Genomic DNA, 21,518 nt, shown 5'->3' with positions numbered 1-21,518 from the left:
CTCGCAGCGTGCGCCCTCGGCCCTCGGACGACCAGCCGCGCCGCGCTCACTCCTTCGTGGCGCGCGCTCGCTTGGTGTCGAAGCTGCGCCGTGAGCGCTCCACCCGAGCTCGGTTCCGGAGCGCCCACTCCGCGAGCGCGTTGAGCGGGACCATCACGTCGCGGCCCATCGCGGTGAGCTCGTAGTCGACGCGCGGCGGGATGCTCGGGGTCACGTGGCGCGTGACGAAGCCGTCGCGCTCGAGGTTGCGCAGCGTCGACGTGAGCATCTTCTGGGAGACCGACCCGATGTCGCGCTTGAGCTCGCTGAACCGGAGCGGCCCGTCCGACAGCATGCGGATCACCAGGATCGCCCACTTGTCGCCGATGTGATCGAGCACGCCCCCGACGGCCCGGCAGACGTCGTGAGGGAGACCGAGGTGACTTGGTTTCACGAAAGTGCCTCCTTGTGGAGCCCGTAGTCACGTCTCCACACTCGGTTTCGAATGGATACCACGTCACGCTCTCCGGTCGCGCTCGTCACCGGCGCCAGCTCGGGCGTCGGGCTCGCGCTCACCTCGCGGCTCCTCGCCGAGCGCTGGAGCGTCGTCACGCTCACGCGCTCGCCCCTTCCCCAGCACGACCCCGCGCTCGCCGCGGCGCGCGCGGAGGGCAGGCTGCGCGCGCACCACGCGGATCTCGCCGACCTGCGCGGGCTCGCGCGCGCGCTCGAGGGGATCGCCGCCGCCGAGCCGCGGATCGATCTCCTCGTGAACAACGCGGGTGTGTCGCTCGACGCGCCGCGGGCCGCGGCGAGCGGGCGCGACGTGCACTTCGACGTGAACGTGCTCGCGCCGTACGTCATCGCTCGCGCGCTCGCGCCGAACGTCGCGAAGGGCGAGCACCGGACGATCCTGAACGTGTCGTCGAACGCGCTGCTCCAGGTGAAGGAGCTCGATCTCGACGAGCTGATGCGCCCGACGCGGTTCACCAAGCTCTTCGGGAGCTACGCCGCGTCGAAGCTCGCGCTCTCGCTCTGGACCCACGAGATGGCCGCATTGCTCCCCGGCGGAGTCGAGATGCGCAGCGTGTGCCCGGGCGCGAACGACACGCCGATGACGCGCGGCGCGGGCATGCCCGGCTGGCTGCGCGTGCTGGTGCCCATCCTCTTCCGAGACCCGAAGCACGGCGCGGCGCGGGTGCTCGACGCGGCGCGCGGAGGGCTCCCGCGCGGCGCGTTCCTCCATCGCGGCCGACCGGCGGCGATCCCGCACCTGCATCGAGCGCGCGAGGTGCACGACCTGGTCGCCTCGCTCGCCGGCTGACGGGCTCGCTCGGCTTCGCTCGCGTCGATCGACCCGAGCGAAGCCGAGCGCGGAGCGAGCCGAGTCAGAGCGAGCCGAGTCAGCGCGAGCCGAGCTCAGCGCGCCGACGCGACGCGTCCTGCGCGCGGGCGCTCGCGACGAACACGCTGCAGCGCGCGCTCCTCGTTCGCGATCACGCCACCGAACGGCGCGGCGATCGCGTCGCCGGTGCCGAGCATGATCTCGATCGTGCGCGCCGGGGTCAGCGCCGGGTCGACCGAGATCATCTTCGCCGCGAGGTTCGCCGCGTTCGGCGACGCCATCGACGTGCCCGAGAGCGGCACGTGCTCGCCGTTCGGGATCAGCGAGTCCACCTCGACGCCGAAGTCGAAGAGGCGCACGCGATCCGGGCTCGAGTTCGTGAACGTCGCCCAGTTCCCGAAGCGATCGACCGCGCCGACGACCAGCACGTTCGGCGACTGGATCGAGGCGGGCACGTCGCCGTACTCGACGACGTCGCGGTTCGAGTTGCCCGCCGCGATCACGAAGAGCGTCTCGGGGCAGTGCTCGAAGATCCACTGCCAGTTCGCGCGACGGCGCGCGTGGATCTCAGCGGCGCGACGGCGGACCTGCTCGTCGCTCGTGTAGACGCTCGACTCGTGGCCGAGCTCGGCCTCGAGGTAGTCCTGCGCGAACCCGAGCGACGCGTTCACGACGCGCACGTGGTGCGTGTTGATGAAGTCGGCGATCGCCTCGACGTTCGCGCGCTCGGCCGCGAGCTCCGCGTCGGTCGGGCCGCGATGACGGTAGACGCGCGTCTCGCCCGCCCACGCGCTGCGGAACACCGCGACGCGCGCCTGGGGCAGGCCCTGCACCAGGATGCCCGCGACGTGCGTGCCGTGGGCCCACTCGCCGACCGCGTCGAGGTTCGACTCGAGGACCTCGAGGCTCGCGGCGTCGGTCGCGCCGCGCATCAGCGTGAGCACGCGCTGGGCCGCCTCGGTCGACGCCATGCCCGCGCGCAGATCCATCACGCCGCGGAGGAACGGCGCGTACTGGGTGATCACCTCGGCGCCCGGGTCGTAGGTCAGGCCGGTCTGCGCGGCGTCGGGGTCGGAGACCACGCCGTGCACGTCGTCGACGAGGCCGTTTCCGTCGTCGTCCTGGCCGTTCGGCTGCTCGTTCGGGTTCGTGAAGAGCTGCTGCGGGAACAGGTCGCCCGCGGTGCCGGTGTCCCACACGCCGACCAGCACCGGCTGCGCGTCGCGGGCGCGGGCCAGGTCGACCGTGGAGAAGCGGTAGTCGCGATCGGCCGGGCGCGCGTCGTGCGCGGTGCGGACGTTCGTGATCGCCTCGAGGTAGACCGGGCGGTTCGCCACCGCGTCGGCGAGCACGTGCGAGGTGAAGAGGTAGCTCGCGGCGGTCTCGAGCGTCAGGAGCTGCTGGCGCGTCTGCTCGAGCGACGCGTCGATCTGGGTGCGCTCCTGGTAGAGCTGGAAGACGACGGTCGACGCGCCGAAGCGGGCGCGCGGCAGCTCGTTCAGCACCGCCTCGACGGCCGTACGCTGGGCGGCGGGGTCTTCCCCTGCAGAGCGGCGCGCGATCACCGAGAGCAGCGTGGTCCCGACGTACGCCATGTTGCGGTTGCGGGCCTTCGCGCGGACGAGGCGCACGGTCTGCGCGGCGCCCTCGAGGTCGCCCGCCGCGAAGTCGGCGGCGGCGAGGTAGAGCATCTGCTCGCACACGCGATCGCCGAGCGGGGGCGCGCTCGCGGGGTCGCGGCGCCACGCCTGGAAGCCGTCGATCGCGAGCTGGGGATCGGCCTCGCGGATGCGCGCGACGGCGCCGGCGCGGACACGATCGATCAGCTCTTCGTCGGTGATGCTCGCCCAGGGCGACGCGGGGGCGGCCTCGGGGCCGGGCTCGGCGGTGGCGGTGGTGGGCGCGGGCTCGGCAACGGTGGTCGGCGTGCTCGACGCGCCGCCGCAGCCGGCGAGCCCGAGCACGAGGAGAAGTCGGAGGGTGCGACGCATGTCTGCTGCTTCCTCGTTGTGAGTTTCGGGGCGCGCATTGGAGCACGGGAGCCCGAGACGTCCAAGGCCGCCGCGTCGCTGGCGGTCGACGTCCGGAGCGGGGCATACTCGGCCCGCTTCGTTTTGAATGAGACAGGACTTCTGCTCCGTCTCCGTACGACACGGGGACCCAAGCGGCGGGGAGGCAGGATGAGCTCGATGCGTGGAGCGCTGGCGACGATGGCGATCGCGAGCGCGTTGCTCGGAGGCGTCGCGAACCGCGCCGACGCGCAGTACGTGATGCCGGGCGCGCCACCCCAGTACGGCGTGCTGCAGGTGCGCGGCGGGGTGGCGCCGGATCCGACGGTCGCCGACGGCGTCGCGGGCGGGCCGGTCTCGCTCTCGGGCGCGAATTCGAGCTGCCGCGGGTACGCGCAGAGCGCGCCGAGCCACGTGATCATGGCGCAGTCGGGCCTGCGCTTCCTCGCGATCATGGTGAACTCGTCGTTCGACTCGACGCTGATGGTGCAGACGCCCGACGGGCAGGTGTACTGCAACGACGACACCGACGGGCTGCTGCCCCGCGTCGAGATCAGCTCGCCGCCGGGCGCGATCCGGGTGTGGGTCGGCGCGTACTCGTCGAGCGGCGGCGGGCCGTACCGGCTCGGGCTCTCGAACAACCCCGGGATCCGCGCGCAGCAGCTCGGACCGCCGGGCAGCGGTGGTGGCGTGGTGGTGACGCCGCCGCCCGGGCGCCCGCCGGTCGTCGGTGGGATCACGCCGGGCGCGCCTCCGCTCTTCGGCAACACCGGCGTGCGCCAGGGCTTCCAGCCGGACCCCGTCGTGCTGACGGGCTCGGCGGGCGGGCCGATCGACGCGAGCATGCTCGACAGCAGCTGCCGCGGCTGGATCACCCCTCAGCCGAGCCACGTGGTCATGGCGCAGTCGGGCTTCCCGAACCTGCGCATGCTGGTTTCGGCGGGGCACGACACGACGCTCGTCGTGCAGTACCCGGACGGCCGCATCGCGTGCAACGACGACGGCGCGGGCTCGCTGAACCCGCTGATCGAGGGGCCGACCGGGCCGGGACCGATCCGCGTGTGGGTCGGCAGCTACTCGAGCGGTCGCGCCGGGCCGTACACGTTCGGCGTGACCGAGTACCCGCACGTCGGTCCGGGGCACTTGGTCGGCGGTGGCGGTGGTGGCGTGGTGGTGGCGCCGCCGCCCCAGCCTCCGCCGCAGCCGCCGCGCGGTGAGGTCACGATGGTGGACCTCCAGCCGCGCATCCCGGTCACGCTGTTCGGGCCGGGCATGTCGTCGGCGACGTTCGCGGTGTGGAGCCCGCGCGGTGGGCCGCGGATCGAGATCGTGGTGACGCCCGCGGGTCCCTCGCTGAGCGTGTCGGCGCGCGTCGGCGGCAACGAGATCGCGCTGGGCACCGTGCCCCAGGAGATCGCGCGCGATGCGGTGGTCACGGTGACGCAGCAGCCGAACTCGACGCTGCTGGTCCGCGCGGAGCGTCCGCCGGACTCGCGTCGCTCCGATCCGGGCGCGCAGATGCTGCTCTCGGTGCGCTGGGACGCGCGCTCGGCGGCGCCGACGCTCGTGGACCAGTGGAGCGGGACGTTCAGCGATCGCGCGCCGCGCTGGGCGCGGTGAGCGACACGGGCCCGCTGGGCCTATGTCGCGTCGAGTGAGGGCGGCGTGGTGAGCGATGCGGACGAGGGCGCGCCGCCCTCGGGGTCGTGGCTCTTCCACGCCGCGCTGATCGCGGGGGTGCTGCCGGTCCTGGGGCTGCCGATCGTGGCGCTCGCGACGGCGGTCGCGTGGCGCGCGTCGCAGGGGCGGGACGCGCGCGAGCGGCGCTGGGCGAAGCGGCTCTCGGGGCTGCTCGCGATCGATGTGATCGCGGCGGTCGTGGTGGTCGCGACGTCGCTCGGCGTATTGCCCGCGGCGGAGCAGACGCTCGCGCCGAGCGGGCCGCGGATCGGGGTCGCGATCGACGAGGCGCACACCGGCGAAGGGCTCCGCGTCGCAGACGTGCTGGAAGGGTCGCCCGCCGACGACGCGGGGATCGTCGCGGGCGATGTGCTCTTGCGCGCGAACGGCGCGCCGATCGCGTCGCTCGAGGCGCTGCGAGGCGCGCTGGGTGCGAGCGAGGGTGACGTCGCGATCGAGCTACGTCGCGGCGATGCGATCGAGCGCGTGGAGGTCGCGCCGGTGGAAGGCGCGCTCGGCGCGCGCGAGCGATGTGGCGAGGTGCGCGCGGCCGATCTCGTGCCCGGGCTCGGATCGCTGGTGTCGTACGGCGTGGTGCTGCTCGGCGCGATGGCGCTCGCGGTGCTCGGATGGCGGCGCGGCGTGCGCGGCGGCGTGCCCACCCTCGTGCCGTTCGTGGCGATCCCGCCGCTCGGTGCGCTCGTGGGGAGCGGGATCGCGGTGCTCGCGTGCCGGTTCGGGGGCGAAGACCTGGTGCTCGAGATCGCGCTCCTGGGCTCGGAGATCGTGCTCGTCGCGATGGCCGCGGGCGCGGTGTGGCTGGCATCGCGTAGATGGGAAGGCGACACGCCGACGCTCGACGGCGATCCGCCGATGTCGGTGCCGCGCGTCGTGGCGCTCGGCGTGATGTACGTCGCGACGTGGGTGCCGCGCGTGCTCGTGCTCGCGATGCCGCTCTTCGCGGCGGCGCGCGCGCTGGGCGTCGAGGGCGGGTCGGAGGCGCTCGGCGAGGTGCTGGGGGGTGATCGCGCGCCGATCGCGCTGGTGATGACGTTCGTCGCGGGCGCGGTGCTCGCGCCGCTCGGCGAGGAGCTGCTCTTCCGCGGTCTGCTCGTGCCGTGGCTCGCGCGGGTGGTCACGCCGTGGAGCGCGATCGTGGTGTCGGCGCTGCTGTTCGGCGCGCTGCACGATGCGCACGGGATGGCGCGCATCGGGCCGATGACGATCGGGCTCGTGCTCGGCTGGGCGCGGCTGCGCTCGGGCACGCTGATCGCGCCGATCGCGATCCACGCGATCGTGAATTCGATCGCGCTGACGATCGGCTGGCTGACGAGCTAGCGACGATCAGAACGGCTCGGGCACGCAGGTGCCCGATGCGCAGAGCAGCGGCGCGCAGCAGTCGGTGTCGACGACGCACGCGCCGCACGTCCCGCCGACGCAGGCCTGGTTGCGGCAGTCGAGGCAGCTCGTGCACTCGGGGCGCGTCGGAGGCGGACACGGATCGGCGGCGCGCAGGACGCTGGTGTCGTAGTGGAGCGTGACCGGGCCCGACGCCGACACCCGACGCACGAACGCGCTGCCGTACACCTCGAGCTCGCCCGCCGCGACGAGCTCGGCGCGCGGCGCATAGAGGTTGCCGCCAAAGAAGCCGTTGTCGGAGAGGCTCACGTTGCCCGCGCCGCCCACGTAGAGACGCGCCTGCGCCGGACGCAGCGCGTCGCCGATGCGCAGCACGCGCATCGCGCCGAGGTCGCCCGCGACGAACATGTCGATCTCCGCGCCCGGACCCTCGAGCAGGACCGTGAACTCGCCGTTGAACGAGAGATCGCCCGCGATGAACAGCGCGGTGCGGCCGGTGACGACGAGCGTGAGATCGCCCTCCCCGGCGACGCGCTCGAGGTACAGGCGACCGCAGGGCAACGTGAGCGTCGTGTCGCCGGTGTAGCCGTCGAGCTCGCGCGGATCGAAGTCGACGAGCGCGTCGTCGTTGTCGGTCGCGTGCGCCGCGACGAGCGCCGCGACGTCGAGCAGATCGCCGGGCGCGCACGAGCAGGGCGGCGGCGTCGCGACGGGGACGCGTCGCTCCATGCCGAGCGTCGGCGGGAACGTCGTCTCGAGCGGCGCGCCCTCGGGCATCGTGAGCGTTCCGCCGACGCGCAGCGTGCGGGCGCGGAGCGACACGTCGACGTACGCGTCGCGCCCGACGTCGAGCCCGTTGTCGCAGGTCACGGCCGCGCCCGAGCGCAGGTCGGAGCCGACCCTCAGGTCGACGCTCGAGTGCACGCCGCCGAGCGTCCACAGCGCGCCCGACACGTCGGCGCCCGCGTTGAACTCGATGCGCCCGTTGCTGCCGATCGAGCCCGCGCGACCGGCGCGATCCGACGAGTACGGGCCGTCGGCGCTCGCGAACGAGTCGGTGGTGATCGGCGCCGCGGAGACCCAGCCCTCGCAGGTGCACAGCGCGAAGCGGAACGTCGCCTCCGCGAGCCCACCGCTGCAGAGCGGCAGGCCGCGATCCGACACCAGCACGGGCGGGCCCTCGCCCTCGCAGTAGCTCGGGAGCCTCGCGTCGACCGGCGCGTCGCGTGGGACGTTCGCGTCGAGGCCACGCTGCACCGCGACCACGTCGTCGACGCTGCACGCCGCGAGCAGCAGCGAGGCAGAGAGTGAAGCGAGTCGGGCGCGCGGCGTCACTCCCCCGAGGATTCCAGCTCCGCGAGCCTCGCGCGAGCCCTCGTCGCCGCGGGCGTGGTCGGGTGCGCCGAGATCAGCGCGCGCAGCGTGTCGCGCTCGCCGCGCGGATCGCCGAGGCGGCGCAGCGCGCGCGCGATGCCCTCGCGGGCCTCGGCGTCGAGCGGACCACCCGGGCGCGCCGCGAGCGCGCGGCGATAGAGGCGCAGCGCGCCGCGCGGATCACGCAGGTGCGCGAGGCGCACGTCGCCCGCCGCGACCTGCGCGACGTACGCCGAGAACGAGTCGGGATGCTCGCGCGGCACGCGCGCGTAGGTCGCCTCGGCCTCGCGCCAGCGACCGGCGCTGCGCAGCGCGTTCGCCTCGGCGAGCAGATCGTCGGGCGTGCGCGGCGCGGGACGACGGCGCGCGGGCGCGTCGGCGCGCTCGTTCTCCTCGGGCTCCTCGACGACCGGCGGCGCCTCGATCGCGGGCTCCGGCGGCGGCTCGGGCGCGACCGGCTCCTCGATCGCCTCGTCGCGCGGCGACTCCTGCGGGAGCACCATCACCGGCTCCTCGCTGCGCTCGGGCCCGCGGCTCAGCACGATCGTCATCGCCGCGACCGAGCCGACCGCGATCAGCGCCGAGATCGCCGCGACGAGGTACGCGAGACGCACCGGCGCCGCGCTGCGCACCGGCGCGCTCACGTTCGCCGCGGGCGTGCCCTGCCACGCGTCGAGCGCACCCGCGATCAGCGCCGCGCTCTGCTGCGGCGTGATCCGGCGCGCCGGACCGGGCTCGTCGTCGAGGCCCAGGCCGAGCTGTGCTGCGAGGGCGTCGTCGAATTCGTCGTGGCTCATGATGCTTCTCCCCCCACGCCCATCCCCTCACGGAGCTTCTTCATCCCGAGCCGCAGTCGGCTGCGCGCCGTCTCGAACGGCACCCCGAGCGTCTCCGCGAGCTCGGGGGCGCTGAGACCGACGACGTGATGCAGGACCACGGCCTCGCGCTGTTCGTCGGGCAGCGCGTCGAGCAAGCGCGCGACGTCGCGGCGCTGCACGTAGGTGTCGGGCGGCGCGTCGGGATCGCGCACCGCACGGAGATCGGGCGCGTGACGCTCGCGCGCGCCGGCCTCGGCGCGGCGGCGTCGCAGGTGCGCCATCGTCGTGCGCACCGTGATCCGATCGGCCCACGCGCGGAGCGAGCCCTCGCCGCGGTAGCCGTGGAGCGCGTGCAGGATCGCGATCAGCGACTGCTGCGCCATGTCGTCGACGTCGGCGTCTCCGCGCACCAAGTAGCGCACCAGGTTGCGGACGCGCGGCAGGAGCTCGGAGAGGAGCTCCTGCGCCGCGCGGCGATCGCCGGACGCGGCGGCCGCGATCCGCGGATCGGGCGCTTCGGACTGCTCGGGGATGCGCTCCGCCACGCTCACGAGGGTACAGTGGCAGGCGTGGTTTCGATCGGGTCACGGCGGCGCGGCGGGCGAGCGGATCGTTCCTGCGCCCGCGATCGTCGTGTTCTCGCTGGGTTGGCGCTCGTGGTCCTCGCGGTCGTCGCGATGGCCGGAAGAGCGGACGCGCAGGACGTGCGTCGCGCGGTGCTGCTCGGGCACATCGAGCCACGCCTGCTCGGACGCGTTCGCGGACAGACCGGCGATCTGCCTTGGGCCCTCGATCGCGTGGAGAACGGCGCGGGCGACTTCGAGCGCGCGCTCGCGATCGGGCGCGCGCGGCGCGCGCAGGTCGTCGTGTGGTTCGAGCGCGAGGGCGGCGCGATCGTGGTGAACGTCGCCGAGGTCGACGAGCGACGGCTCTTCGCGCGCAGCATCGAGGTGCCGATGGGCGAGGCGTCGGCGGCGCTCGAGGCCGCGGCGCTCGTCGTGCGCGGCGCGCTCTCGGATCTCGCGCAGGGCGGTCACGTCGGGATCGTGATGCCCGCGCCGCCGCCGGTGGCCCCCGAGCCGGAGCCCGAGCCCCAGCCGCCACCGGCGCTGCCGCGCGAGGAGCCCGACGCTCGCTTGCTCGTGTCGCTCGGCGCGGGGATCGCGATCGACGGCGAGGCGCCGCGCGCGCACGTCGGTCCCGCGGCGCGCATCGCGGTCGACGTCGGCATCGTGGAGCTCGCCGTGGAAGGGCGCAGCGGCGTGCAGGAGGAGCTCGATCGCGACGCGCTCACGGTGCTGGTCACGCGGTTCGCGGCGCGCGCGGGCGCGGCGATCGAGCTGATCGACGACGGCGAGTGGCGCGCGACGATCGGCGCGGGGCTCGGCATCGCGGGCCACCTGCGCTCGACCGACGTGCGCGACGACTCGCTCGAGCCGACGAGCCCGTCGACGGTCGCGACGTTCCTCGCGAGCGGCGAGGTGCGCGGCCAGTGGTTCCCGGGCGCCGGCCCGGTGGGCCTCGAGCTCGCGGTGGGCGCGGACGTGCTCGCGATCGCGCCGCGCTTCGTGGTGCAGCGCGCGGACGGGCTCGAGGTGCTGCACGCGCCGTGGTCGGTGCAGCCGACGGTCTCGCTCGGGCTGGTGATCCGCGCGCCCTAACGCCGGCGGTCCGCGCGGAGCTCCGCGATCGCGAGGCGCAGCACGGTGCGCTCGCTCGCGTCGGGATGGCGGCGCCGCATGCGATCGACGAGGCGCTCGGCGACGTCGGCGTCGTGGGTCATGCGGCGCAGCTGATCGCGCAGCTCGGCGACGCTCCGTGCGCGCGGACGCGGAGGGCGCGCGAGGACGTAGAGCACCGCGCACGCGACGATGGCGAGCGCGATCGCGACGACGAGCTGCATGCCTCGGCACCCTACGCGAGGCCGAGGCGGACCCTTCCGCGGCGCGGCTCAGGGCGGTCGGTCGGGCACCAGCGCGCGGGGCGGCGTGCTCGTGCGCTCGAGCTCGTCGAAGAGCGCGTCGACGAGCTCTCGATGGAGGAGGAACGCGCGGCGCGCCTCGTCGACGACGACGTCGTGGTGCATGCGCGGGATCGCATCGAGGTATGCGCGCAGCTCGTCCTTGTACGCGGTGCGATCCTCGATCGCGGGGAACGCGAAGTATGCCGGCTCGAGCCCGCGCGGGAGCCGGAAGAGGCGCGGCGCGACGCGTCCGACGACCGCACCGCCCGAGAGGTCGGCGAAGTACCGCACGTAGAAGTGCCCGAGCAGCGCGATCGGCTCGTCGCGCGCGACGAGCCGGATACGCGCGGCGTACGCGTTCGGCGTCGTCGGTGACGGTCGGCCGAGCGCCGCGAGATCGGAGCGCAGCGCGGCGAGCCGGTGGAGCTCTGGCCGATCGAAGGCGCGGAGCAGCGGCTCGGCGCTGGTGGCGAGCGACGTCTCGAGCGCCTCGTAGACCGGCTCCATCCGCACGAGGCCGAGCGCGTACGCGTGCGCGTCGAGGCGCCCGGCGAAGAACGCGCGGGCGAGCCGCGTGGCCTCCGCGAGGACGTGCTCGCGACGCGTCTCCGAGCGAAGCCTCGCGGAGAGCGCGGTCACGCGGTCCCCCGGATGCCCTCGCGGTGGCCGGTCCGACGCGTCGCGAGGGCGCGACGCGCGGCGGACATCGTGTCGTGCACCGCGCGGAAGGCGCGCTCGTCGAGGCGCACCGAGACGAAGCCGACGTTCAGCGTGAGCCCGCCGCACTCGGTGCAGCGATGGACGGAGAACGCGCCCTCGGCGGCGAGCGTCTCGTAGTGGCAAGGCACGCTCGTCACGGCGCCTCCTGCGAGGTGCGACGACGGAGCGAACGACTGGGATGGCAGCGGAGCACCATCTCGTCGGTCTACCACGCATGAGAACGATTCTCAAAGTCGCGGAACGCGCGGCGGGCGGGGAGCGCCGACAAAACATGACAGAAGGCTGACATCGGGTAGAGATAGACCTTCTGGGTGGGCGACGGAGCCCGCGGAGGAGACCTCGATGACGGACACGCAGAAGGCGGCGGAGACCAAGAAGTACGTGGGCGGATGTCACTGCGGCGCGGTGCGCTTCGAGGTGGCGCTCGACCTGAGCCAGCCGCTGAGCCGCTGCAACTGCTCCATCTGCGCGAAGGTCGCGCAGACCGGCACCAACGTGAAGCCCGCCGCGTTCCGCCTGACGAGCGGCTCGAGCTCGCTGAGCACGTACCGCTGGGGCGACGTCGGCGCGCGCTACTTCTGCAAGGTGTGCGGCATCCACGTGTACGGCGACGGGCACCTCGAATACCTCGGCGGTGACTTCGTCTCGGTGAACTGCAACACGCTCGACGACGTCGACCCGAACCACGACACGAAGGTCATCTACTTCGACGGGCGTCACGACAACTGGATGGCCGGCCCGCGCGAGACGCCGTGGCCGATCCACTCGCGCTGAGCGCGGGTCACGGGAGGATGCGGGCGACGAAGAGGTCGGTCCCGCCCGCGTTCGTCTGATCGGGGAACGTGCCGCCGGTGTCGCCGGCGACGTGCACGCCGCCGTCGCTGCCGACCGCGACGCCGTGCGCGTAGTCGGGCCCGGTGGTGCCGAGCTGCTGGCTGCGGAGGAGCGCGCCCGATGCGTCGTGGTGCGCGACGAACGCGTCCGAATTGCCCGCGTTCGTCTGGCCCGGGAAGACGCCGAGCGTCTCGCCGACGACGTAGGCGTTCCCGTGCGCGTCCACCGCGACGGCCTGGGCGACGTCGTACCCGGTCGAGCCGAGCTGACGCGTCCAGACGAGCGTGCCCGACGCGTCGAAGCGCAGCAGGAACGCGTCGGCCCCGCCCACGCTGGTCTGCTCGGGGAGCGCCCCGAGCGTGTAGCCGGTGACGTACGCGTGGCCGGTGGCGTCGACCGCGACGTCGCGCGCCGAGTCGCCGTCGGTCGAGCCGAGCTGCCGAGTCCACGCGAGCGTGCCCGACGCGTCGTAGCGCGCGACGAACAGGTCGTTGTCGCCGGCGCGGGTCTGGCCCGGGAGCGTCCCGTCCGTGTGGCCCACGACGTACGCGTTCCCGCTCGCGTCGACGGCGACGCCGAGCGCTTGCTCGTTGCCCGTGGAGCCCAGCTGGCGCGTCCAGCGCAGCGTGCCCGACGCGTCGTAGCTCGCGACGAACGCGTCGCTGCTCCCGCCGCGCGTCTCTCCGGGGAACGTGCCGGACGTGACGCCCGCGAGGAACACGTTGCCACTCGCGTCGACCGCGACCGCGTGGCCGTGCTCGTTGCCCGCGACGGCTCCGAGCTGCCGGGTCCAGACCGCGGTCCCCGATGCGTCGTAGCGAACGACGAACGCGTCGGTGCCGCCCGCGCTGGTCTGCCCGTGCAGCGCGCCGGGGGTCGTGCCCGCGACGTAGACGTCGCCGGCCGCGTCGACGGCGACGTCGTCGGCGAGGTCGCCGGAGCTCGTCCCGAGCTGCCGCGTCCACGCGTGCGCTCCCGACGCGTCGTAGCGCACGAGGAACGCGTCGGTGCCGCCCGCGCTCGTCTGCTCGGGCAGCGCGCCGTACGTGGAGCCCGCGACGTAGACGTTCCCGCCGGCGTCGACCGCGACGCCGCCGACCAGATCGCCCGCGGTCGAGCCGAGCTGCCGCGTCCACTCGCCCACCGCGCACGTGCGATCGCGGGTGCTCGAGCCCGGCGTCACTTCGACCATGCCCTCGGCGCACGTCGTCCACGGCGTGCACGACGGCGCGTTCGCCGACGTGCTGAACGTCGCTTCGGCGCACGTGGCGCACGCGCGGTCGGACGTCGCGGTGCCCACGCTCCCGACGTGCTCGCCGGGGGCGCAGTCGATCCACGCGACGCACGCGGTCGACGCGTCTTCGTCGTGGTCCCACGCGTCGACGCAGGGCTCGGCCGGCGCATCGCCGCCGGGGCAGTGCTCGCCCGGTCCGCACGGCTCGCAAGCGCTCGCGCCGCGCACGGTGCCAGGCGGACATGGCGTGCTCGCGTCCGGCTCCGCGACGTGCGCGTCGTGCTCCACGACGTGCGCGTCGGGGGCGGCGGGGACGGCGTCGTCGCCGCAGCCTGCCGCGACGAGCGCCGCGCACACCGTGATGCCCAGGACCGATCTCCGCGCCATCGACACCTCCGTGCGCGGAGGATGCCAGTTGTCGCGCGAGGGCGGGAGCGTCAGAGGCAGTGGATCAGGAAGCGGTGCGACGAGCAGGCGGTGTCGATGTCTGCGTACTCGTCGTGCGGATTCGGCCCGAGGCAGTGCCCGATGGGCTCGTTCCACGTCGCGCCGGGCGCGAGCTCGGTGTAGCCGCCGCCATAGGAGAGCCACACGTCGATCTCGTAGTCGCGCGAGCGATTGCGCCAGCAGAAGTACGCAGTCTGTCCGGCGGGAATCGTGATCTCGCGCGGCGAGACCGACATCACGCACGTATTCGACACGTCGATGTCGACGCAATACCGCATCTCGGCAGGAGGACCGGAGTCGGGAGGACCGGAGTCGGGAGGACCGGAGTCGGGAGGACCGGAGTCGACGCTCGTGCTCGAGTCGACCGGAACGCTCGAGTCCGACGGAGCGCCGGAGTCGGTCGGGATGCCCGAGTCGGGAGCACCGGAGTCCTCGACGCCCGAATCCAATGTCGGCGCGGCATCGACGCTCGGACCGGAGTCGAACGAGTCGACCGCTGCGTCAACGCCCGCATCATGCGACGAGACGCCGCCGTCGCGTGGCGCATCGCAGAACCACTCCATCTCACGCTCTCCGTCCCAGCACACGTAGCGATCGACCATGAGCTCGCCGCGCAGGCATTGCCGCCCGAGCTCCCCGCAGTCCGCGTGGCGCTCGTTGCACGCACCGACGACGAGCAGCGTCAAGACCGCGACCGCGTCGCGCAGCGGGGTTCTGCCAACGAGCACGTTCATGTTCGGCAGAGACCAATATCACGCCACACGGGGCGAGTGCGAAGCAGAGCCCGAACCGCGAGCGACTGCGCCGCGGCCGAGCGCGGACCAGTCGCGAGCCACTCCATCCCCACCCATCGAGGCGGCAGAACCGCGGTATCGGGCGCGGGGTGGTGGTTCCGACGCCCTCGTGCGACGGGGGCTCGCAGACTCCGACCACATGCTGATCGAAGCATCGCGGCAGAGCGCGAAGCGCGCGCCGCGATGCGACCACCGCGTCCCGACGCTCACGCCCTCATCGAGCGGCAGCCCGGGAGCACTCAGGGCGGCGGAGCCACCACCCCGCGCCTTCCACCGAAGCGCTGCCTAGAAGCTGAACCGCCGGATCGACACGTTCATCAGCAGCCCGATCCCCACCATGCTGACGAGCACGCTCGAGCCGCCATACGAGAAGAGCGGCAGCGTGATCCCGACGACCGGCAAGAGCCCGCACACCATCCCGAGGTTGATCACGGTGTGCCAGAAGAAGAACGCGCTCACGCCGACCGCGATGACCGCGCCGAAGCGATCCTTCGCCGTGCTCGCGACCTTCAGGCCCCAGAGGATCAGGAACACGTAGAGCCCGAAGAGCAGCATCACGCCGAGGAAGCCGTGCTCCTCGGCCCACACCGAGAACGGGAAGTCGGAGTGCTGGTCGGGCAGGAAGTGATGCTGGTTCTGCGTGCCCTGCATGAACCCCTTGCCCCAGAAGCCACCGCTGCCGATCGCGACCATCGACTGGTACGTGTGCCAGCCGTCGCCGAGGATGTCGGGGTTCTCGCCGAACATCATGTCGAAGTACGAGAGGAAGCGACCGCGCTGGTACTCCTCGAGCCCCACGAGCCAGATCAGCGGCGCGCTCACCACGAACGCCATCACGAGCGTGAAGAGCGAACGCAGCTTCAGGTTCGTGAGCATCATGATGCTCGTGAAGATGAACGCGCACATGAGCGCGGTGCCGAGATCGGGCTGACGCAGGATCAACAGCATCGGCACGCCGAGGATGATCCCGGGGATCACGAGATCCTTGAGCGTGCGTCCCTCGGTCTTCGGATCGTTGTGCAGGTACTTCGCGAGCGCGACGATCAGGAACATCTTCATCAGCTCGCTCGGCTGGAGCGAGAACGCGCCGATGCGGATCCATCGCTGCGAGCCGCGCACTTCTGGCGCGAGCAGGAAGACGAGGATCAACAGCACGATCCCCGCGCCGTACGCGAACCACGCGAAGCGCTCGAAGTGGCGATAGTCGATCGCGACGATCAGCACCGCGACGCCGGCGCCCAGCGTGAGCCAGTAGATCTGCTGGATGTAGAGCTCGGAGAGCGCGGCGCGCGCCGCGCTGGTCGCGGAGTAGAGGTTCGTGACACCGATCACCGACAACGCGGCGACCGCGACGAAGAGCGGCCAGTCGAACTGATCACGGAAGCCCTTGCCCAGCGTCGCCATCTATCGCGCTCCGACCGCGGGCACTCCCACGCTCGCGGTGACGGTCTGCTCTCGACCGCCGAGGTACTCCTGCAGGATGCGGATCGCGATCGGCGCGGCCTGTCGACCACCCGCGCCGCCGTGCTCGACGAGCACCACGATCGCGACCTCCGGGTGATCCGCGGGCGCGAACCCCGCGAACCACGCGTGCGGCCGGTTGAGGTACCACGCGCGATCGGGATCGATGTCGTGGCGCGCGCGCTCGCTGACCTGCGCGGTGCCGGTCTTGCCCGCCACGATGATGCCGCCGTCGATGCGCGCGTCGTACGCGGTGCCGCCCTGGTCGTTGACCGCGCCGTAGAGCGAGTCGACGACGTACTCGAGGTGATCGCGATCGACGTGCACGCGACGCCGCACGCGCGGCTGGAACTCCTCGACGATCGATCCGTCGGGCGAGCTCACGGTCTCCACGAGCTGCGGCACGTACAGCGTCCCGCCGTTCGCGATGGCCGCGTACGACATCGCGAGCTGCAGCAGCGTCACGCGGGTGTCGCCCTGACCGATCGCGGTGTTCAGCGCGTAGCCGGCGCGCCAGTGCTGATCGCCGCGCTCGTACCACTCGCGCGTCGGGATGAAGCCCGACGCTTCCGTGTTGATTCCGACGCCGCTGCGGCGGCCGAGCCCGAAGTCCTGCGCGACGCGCGCGAGACGATCGAGGCCGACCTGCTGCGCGAGCACGTAGAAGTAGACGTTGCACGAGTGGACCATCGCCTCGCGCATGTCCATCTCGCCGTGCTGCGCGGTGCACCGGAAGCGCGTGCGGCCGAGCGTGTACGCGCCGAAGCACTCGACGCGCGCCGCGGGATCGACGAGCTGATCCTGGAGCGCGGCGAGCGCGGTGATCGGCTTGAACGTCGAGCCCGGGAAGTAGCTCTCGTAGATCGTGCGATCGATCAGCGGACGGAACGATCGCGGGTCGCGCATCTCCGCGTAGCGATCGCGGCTCATGCCGCTCGTGAGCTCGTTGAGGTCGTAGCTCGGCTTGCTGAAGAGCGCGCGCACCGCGCCGGTGTTCACGTCGACGACGACGACCGCGCCGCTCGGATGGCCACGGAACGCGCGCTCCGCGATGCGCATCAGATCCATGTCGAGCGTGAGCGTCATGTCGCGCCCGGGCACCGGATCGACGCGCGTCGGACGTCCGTCTTCGATCGCGACGCCCTCCATGATGCGACCGCGCGCGTCGACGGGGACGCGGCGATAGCCGCGACGGCCGCGCAGGAAGCTCTCCCACGCGCGCTCGACGCCGCTTCGCCCGATGCGGTCACCGAGGCGGTATCCGGCGGGGCGCAGCTCGTCGAGCTCTTCGGCGGTGAGCTCGTTGAGGTAGCCGATCGCGTGCGCGCCGAGGTGCTCGTAGGGGTACGTGCGGAGGGGTGAGACCACGACGTCGATCGCGGGGAGGTCGAGCTCGTGGGTCTCGAGCGACGCGAGCTGGTCCCGGCGCACGTCGGTGAAGAAGCGGATCTGGTGCGCGAGCCGGTGCTCGGGGACGTTCCCGAGGCGGCGCTCGAATTCGGCGCGCTCCTCGCCGGTGAGCCCCATCAGCTCGACGATGCGCTCGACGTCGCCTTCGCGGAGGAGGCGCGGCGTGACGTAGACGTCGTACGCAGGGCGGTTCGTGACGACGATGCGCCCGGTGCGATCGCGGATCACGCCGCGCGTCGCGGGCAGCGTGAGCGTCTTCGTGATGTTCTCGCGCGCGATCGCGCCGTAGTGATCGTGCTCGACGACCTGGAGCTGGAACGCGCGGCCGAGCAGGAACGTGAACGCGCAGATGACGAAGAGCGCCATCCACTTGTAGCGCTTGCGGAACTCGCCGACCTCGCGACGTACGCTGAGGAGGTTCATTCTGCCGGCGCTCCTTCCGCGGCGTCGCGGCGGCGGGTCTCGAGGGCGTCGAGGCGGCGCATCGTCGCGAAGATCGCGGGCGCGACCACCGCGGTCGCGAGCGCCGAGCCGAGCATCGTCGTGATCGTGCCGACGACGCTGCCCACGCGGGGCGCATCGTCTCCCGCGCTCGACGTGAAGAGCGCGACGAGATCGCCGGCGAGGCCGCTCGCGGGCATGTCGAGCGGGAACGGATCGGGCGGCGAGAAAATGGCACGCAGTGCCAGGATCGTCCCACCCGCGAGGATCGACGCGACGAACACCAGCGCGATCTGGAACAGCGAGCCGCGCAGGAAGAGCCGGATGCCCGCGCCGCGCGCGACCATGAACGTCGCGACGAGCACGAACGTGGAGAGGCCGAGCGGCGAGCCGCAGAACGCGTCGAGCAGGTAGCCGAGGATGAACGAGAGCGACGCGCCACGGAGCAGGCCGACGTCGGGCTGCACGCCGAGGAAGATCACCATCGGGAGCACGAGGTTCGGCGTGAACGGGTGCAGCGAGACGCGCGCGGCGAGCGAGGCCTGCAGCGCGAGCAGCACGAACCCGAACGCGAGGATCGCTCCGTTGGCGAAGAACCGCATCGCCTCGTGTCCTCAGAGCTCCGCGGCACGCGCGCGCGCGTCGCGCTCGTCCTCACCCTGCGCCGGCGCGAGGCTCTGCTCGCGCGAGCCCTCGGTCAGCACGAGCACTTCCTCGAGGCTCGAGAAGTCGACGGCCGGCGTGACCTCGACCTCCTGCCACAGCCCGAACTCCTGGCGCACGATGCGCGTGACGCGACCGACGAGGATCGACGCGGGGAAGCGCTGGCCGAGGCCGCTCGTGTGCACGAGATCGCCGACGCGCACCGCGTCCTCGCGGCCGAGGTACTGGATGCGCGCCATGTAGCGCTCGCTCTCGCCGGTGCCGCGCAGCATGCCGCGCGCGCCGGTGCGCTGGACCGTGACGTCGACGGCGCTCGTGCGGTCGACGACGAGCAGCACGTCGCAGTAGCGACCGAAGGTGCGGCGCACCTGACCGACCAGGCCCTGCGCGGCGACGACCGGCATGCCCGGCCGCACGTGATCGCGCTCGCCGCGATCGATCTCGATGCGCGTGACGCGGAAGAACGGCGAGACGTCCTTGCCGATCACCTGCGCCGCGAGGACCTCGCCGCCGAGGCGCTCGCGCAGCTGGAGCAGCGAGCGCAGGCGCCGGTTCTCGATGCCCTGCGACGCGAGGCGCTGCCGCTCTTCCTCGAGGCGCGCGACCTGCGCGCGCAGGCGGTCGTTCTCCTCGCGGACCTCGACGAGATAGACGTAGTCCTCGAAGACGTCGGAGGTCCATCGCGCGGCGGTCGCGGCGACCGACTGGAAGTTCGACGTGCCGCCGAGGATCCACTCGTCGACGCTGTTGATGCGCGCGGGATCGCGCAGGTGCGCGCTGAGGACGAAGAACGGGAGCGCCAGCAGCACGAAGCTGATGATCCCGTCGCGCACGCGCTTGATCTGGTTCACGGCACCGTCTCGCCAGGGCCAGCCCCTGAAAGGGGCCGGAGCGACCGGACTGTGTAACCGACGGGCGGGGGGGGCGCCAATCCCGCATTTCGCGGCGCCAAGAGGGTCGCCGTGCGCGCCGTCACGCGATCAGATGGGGATCACGCGGAGATCGAGCCCCGCGGGGTAGGCGTACGACGTGTAGAGGCCCAGGCCGTACACCATCACGCCCACCGGCGTCGCCGCTCGCACCTCGTGCGTGCCGCCCGGGACGGGCACGGTCGCGATCTCGCGCTCACCGACGGTCGTCCACGTCGCCTCGAGCGCGCGGCCGTCGAGCGTGATCGGCTCGTTCGGCTCGCGCGAGATCACGAGGTACGACTGGCCGTTGACGACCGGCGTGTACGAGGACGGCGTGACGAAGACGTAGTCGCGGCGGAACTGCTCGGTGGGCACGAGGTGCGTCATCGACGGATCGCCGCGCTCGAGCGGCGGGTCGGTGATCATCTGACCGACCGAGAGCTGCACGACCTGGATCGGCAGGCTCGCGGTGATCGAGACGGGATGATCGAACGTGACCTCGATCCACTCGCCCGCGTCGAGCGACGCGTCCTCGAGGCGCACGTCGGGGGCGATCGTGATCTCGGTGCCGTCGTGCGCGGCGATGATGCGCAGCGTGTTGGGCACGTCGGTGTCGGGATCGCGCATCGGCATCGTCTGGTAGCTGCGGCCCCAGGTCTCGACGGGCGCGAGCGTCGTCTCGAGGTGATCGCACATGCCGACGTCGAAGGGGACGAACGCGCAGACGTGTCCGCCGAAGACGGAGATCGGGCGATCGCTCGTGACGCGCGAGCCGGTGAGGTCGTACTCGTCCTCGCGGCACGCGCCGGCGACGATCTCGGGCTCGGGGCTGGCGTTGCTGAACACGGGGCGCTCGGGGCCGCAGTCGGGCGGGACCGCGGCCGCGACCTGCGCGACCTCGCCGCGCGCGAGCGTGAAGCGAATCGTCCCGCCGCGCGGCGTTTCGGGCCAGCGACCGCCGGAGTCGGCGGCGACGTGCGCGCCGACGACGATCTCGACGTTCGTCGGCTCGCTCGAGGTGCCCACGAGCGCGACGTAGCCGGGCGCGCGGTGGTAGACGCGCTCGCCGTCGAAGTTGGTGCCGACGGTCGAGATCGGCACGTACGAGGCAGCGACGTGATCGCGGCCGAGGACGTGCGAGGGGAGCAGCAGCGACGCGTCGTTGCTGAACGAGTTGCGCGTCAGGCGCGCGTAGTGGAACGGGTTGAACTGCGAGACGATCACGGGGCGCGACGACATCACGCGGTACGCGCCGTCGGCGGTCGTGACGCTCTCCCAGTCGTTGGGCTCGATCGGGAACGACACGCCGTCGACCCAGGGCAGCGGGATCTCGGTGAGACCTCCGGGCGCGACGCGCTCGCGCGCGATCAGGCGCGCGCCGCGCGTGATCGTGACGTCCGCGGGCGCGGCGCTCGGGTTCGCCACGACGACGCGGAAGTCGAACACGTCGCGATCGAGCTCGAGGGTGTTCGCGAGCGGCACCGCCCAGTACTCGCAGCCGACGTTCGAGCGCACGGCCTCGGCGAGACCGCACGCGTCGTCGCAGAGGCCGGAGCCGCCGCACGCGACGTCCCACTCGGAGCAGTCGCGGACGGGCAGCCATCGATGCTCCTCGTCGCAGCGCATCGAGACGTCGCCGTCGCAGCGGAACGAGCCGGGGACGCACTCGATGCAGCCCGTCGCGGGATCGCAGCCGCCTTCGCAGAGCTCCTCGTCGGTGCGCGAGTGGCCGTCGGCGCCGCAGACGTAGTGGACGTAGCCGAAGCAGCCGGGCGCATCGGGCTCGCAGGCGAAGCCGGCGTCGCCGGGACCGGTGTCGGGCTGCGGCGCGTCGGTGCCGGCGTCGCGGCTCGGGAGGAGCGGGCCGTCGTCGACGACGCACGCGGAGGTGGCGAGCGAGAGCAGAAGGCAAGCGAGACGACGCATGAGGACCTCACGAAGCGAAGCTCGAGACGTGCAAGAGCGCGCACGAGCGGCCGTCGCGCTCACGCGAGCGCGCGTTCCGTCGAGCGAGCGAGCCCAGGCCGCGCTCGCGCGCGAGAGCAAGCGGGGCTGGGGCCCCGCGCGCAGCGTTTG

20 protein-coding genes are annotated in these 21,518 nt (G+C 72.6%); 5 read left to right on the top strand and 15 right to left on the bottom strand.

From position 1 onward, the window contains the following. Window positions 1–46: 46 nt before the first annotated feature. A complete protein-coding gene (locus tag DB32_RS08635) occupies window positions 47–433 on the bottom strand; it encodes a winged helix-turn-helix transcriptional regulator (RefSeq protein WP_053231940.1) in 387 nt (128 codons plus the stop codon). Between the two features lie 51 nt (window positions 434–484). Here DB32_RS08635 and DB32_RS08630 point away from each other — a divergent pair, with 51 nt between their 5' ends. Further along, the gene (locus tag DB32_RS08630; protein ID WP_053231939.1) at window positions 485–1,303 is read left to right on the top strand and encodes an SDR family NAD(P)-dependent oxidoreductase; all 819 of its coding nucleotides are present in this window, start codon (window positions 485–487) and stop codon (window positions 1,301–1,303) included. A 95-nt stretch (window positions 1,304–1,398) separates the two neighbouring features. Here DB32_RS08630 and DB32_RS08625 read toward each other — a convergent pair whose 3' ends face one another. Next, on the bottom strand, window positions 1,399–3,315 hold the full coding sequence (locus tag DB32_RS08625) for a S8 family serine peptidase (RefSeq protein WP_053231938.1): 1,917 nt from the start codon (window positions 3,313–3,315) through the stop codon (window positions 1,399–1,401). Window positions 3,316–3,513: 198 nt separating this feature from the next. Between DB32_RS08625 and DB32_RS08620 the strand changes: the two genes are divergently transcribed. Continuing rightward, complete coding sequence (locus tag DB32_RS08620) at window positions 3,514–4,953, top strand: hypothetical protein (protein ID WP_157068860.1); 1,440 nt, start codon at window positions 3,514–3,516, stop codon at window positions 4,951–4,953. 48 nt (window positions 4,954–5,001) lie between these two features. Next, a complete protein-coding gene (locus DB32_RS45105) occupies window positions 5,002–6,351 on the top strand; it encodes a CPBP family glutamic-type intramembrane protease (RefSeq protein WP_169791379.1) in 1,350 nt (449 codons plus the stop codon). Window positions 6,352–6,357: 6 nt separating this feature from the next. Here DB32_RS45105 and DB32_RS08610 read toward each other — a convergent pair whose 3' ends face one another. From DB32_RS08610 to DB32_RS08600, 3 genes are read right to left on the bottom strand one after another with little or no spacing between them, the layout of a single operon-like run. After that, window positions 6,358–7,707, bottom strand: coding sequence for a DUF7305 domain-containing protein (locus tag DB32_RS08610; protein ID WP_053231935.1), 1,350 nt, complete (start codon window positions 7,705–7,707; stop codon window positions 6,358–6,360). Next, window positions 7,704–8,543 (bottom strand): tetratricopeptide repeat protein, encoded by an 840-nt coding sequence (locus DB32_RS08605; RefSeq protein WP_053231934.1) that lies wholly within the window; start codon window positions 8,541–8,543, stop codon window positions 7,704–7,706. Before DB32_RS08605 ends, DB32_RS08610 begins: the two co-directional genes overlap by 4 nt. Next, window positions 8,540–9,109: an RNA polymerase sigma factor gene (locus DB32_RS08600; RefSeq protein ID WP_236514777.1), complete on the bottom strand. Its 570-nt coding sequence runs from the start codon at window positions 9,107–9,109 to the stop codon at window positions 8,540–8,542. The genes DB32_RS08605 and DB32_RS08600 overlap by 4 nt, the downstream gene beginning before the upstream one ends. Before the next feature lie 102 nt (window positions 9,110–9,211). Here DB32_RS08600 and DB32_RS08595 point away from each other — a divergent pair, with 102 nt between their 5' ends. Beyond that, window positions 9,212–10,225 carry a hypothetical protein gene (locus DB32_RS08595; protein ID WP_053231933.1) on the top strand — a complete coding sequence of 338 codons (1,014 nt, stop codon included), beginning with the start codon at window positions 9,212–9,214 and terminating at the stop codon, window positions 10,223–10,225. Here the strand turns inward: DB32_RS08595 and DB32_RS08590 are convergent. Genes DB32_RS08590 through DB32_RS48035 form a run of 3 tightly spaced genes read right to left on the bottom strand, consistent with a single transcriptional unit; the run spans window position 10,222 to window position 11,384 of the window. Continuing rightward, complete coding sequence (locus DB32_RS08590; protein ID WP_053231932.1) at window positions 10,222–10,467, bottom strand: hypothetical protein; 246 nt, start codon at window positions 10,465–10,467, stop codon at window positions 10,222–10,224. The genes DB32_RS08595 and DB32_RS08590 overlap by 4 nt on opposite strands. A gap of 48 nt (window positions 10,468–10,515) precedes the next feature. Beyond that, window positions 10,516–11,166, bottom strand: a complete 651-nt coding sequence (locus DB32_RS48040; RefSeq protein WP_053231931.1) for a biliverdin-producing heme oxygenase — start codon at window positions 11,164–11,166, stop codon at window positions 10,516–10,518. Beyond that, window positions 11,163–11,384 carry a hypothetical protein gene (locus DB32_RS48035; RefSeq protein WP_053231930.1) on the bottom strand — a complete coding sequence of 74 codons (222 nt, stop codon included), beginning with the start codon at window positions 11,382–11,384 and terminating at the stop codon, window positions 11,163–11,165. Before DB32_RS48035 ends, DB32_RS48040 begins: the two co-directional genes overlap by 4 nt. Before the next feature lie 205 nt (window positions 11,385–11,589). Here DB32_RS48035 and DB32_RS08575 point away from each other — a divergent pair, with 205 nt between their 5' ends. Then, window positions 11,590–12,021 carry a GFA family protein gene (locus DB32_RS08575; protein WP_053231929.1) on the top strand — a complete coding sequence of 144 codons (432 nt, stop codon included), beginning with the start codon at window positions 11,590–11,592 and terminating at the stop codon, window positions 12,019–12,021. A 7-nt stretch (window positions 12,022–12,028) separates the two neighbouring features. Here the strand turns inward: DB32_RS08575 and DB32_RS08570 are convergent, their stop codons facing one another. From DB32_RS08570 to DB32_RS08540, 7 genes are all read right to left on the bottom strand, one after another. Next, window positions 12,029–13,702: an SBBP repeat-containing protein gene (locus DB32_RS08570; protein ID WP_157068857.1), complete on the bottom strand. Its 1,674-nt coding sequence runs from the start codon at window positions 13,700–13,702 to the stop codon at window positions 12,029–12,031. 50 nt (window positions 13,703–13,752) lie between these two features. Continuing rightward, entirely contained in the window at window positions 13,753–14,496 is a 744-nt protein-coding gene (locus tag DB32_RS49040; protein ID WP_053231927.1) for a hypothetical protein, read from the bottom strand. Between the two features lie 345 nt (window positions 14,497–14,841). Then, window positions 14,842–15,960, bottom strand: coding sequence for a rod shape-determining protein RodA (gene rodA, locus DB32_RS08560; RefSeq protein ID WP_053231926.1), 1,119 nt, complete (start codon window positions 15,958–15,960; stop codon window positions 14,842–14,844). Next, window positions 15,961–17,850, bottom strand: a complete 1,890-nt coding sequence (gene mrdA / locus DB32_RS08555) for a penicillin-binding protein 2 (RefSeq protein WP_053231925.1) — start codon at window positions 17,848–17,850, stop codon at window positions 15,961–15,963. Further along, the gene (gene mreD / locus DB32_RS08550; protein WP_053231924.1) at window positions 17,847–18,470 is read right to left on the bottom strand and encodes a rod shape-determining protein MreD; all 624 of its coding nucleotides are present in this window, start codon (window positions 18,468–18,470) and stop codon (window positions 17,847–17,849) included. The genes mrdA and mreD overlap by 4 nt, the downstream gene beginning before the upstream one ends. A 12-nt stretch (window positions 18,471–18,482) precedes the next feature. After that, the gene (gene mreC, locus DB32_RS08545; RefSeq protein ID WP_053231923.1) at window positions 18,483–19,382 is read right to left on the bottom strand and encodes a rod shape-determining protein MreC; all 900 of its coding nucleotides are present in this window, start codon (window positions 19,380–19,382) and stop codon (window positions 18,483–18,485) included. 129 nt (window positions 19,383–19,511) lie between these two features. Continuing rightward, on the bottom strand, window positions 19,512–21,368 hold the full coding sequence (locus DB32_RS08540) for an IgGFc-binding protein (RefSeq protein WP_053231922.1): 1,857 nt from the start codon (window positions 21,366–21,368) through the stop codon (window positions 19,512–19,514). Between the last annotated feature and the right edge of the window lie 150 nt (window positions 21,369–21,518).

Origin of the sequence: Sandaracinus amylolyticus, assembly GCF_000737325.1 — a bacterium.
Classification (GTDB): domain Bacteria; phylum Myxococcota_A; class Polyangia; order Polyangiales; family Sandaracinaceae; genus Sandaracinus; species Sandaracinus amylolyticus.
This window is presented reverse-complemented; position numbering and strand designations above follow the sequence as displayed.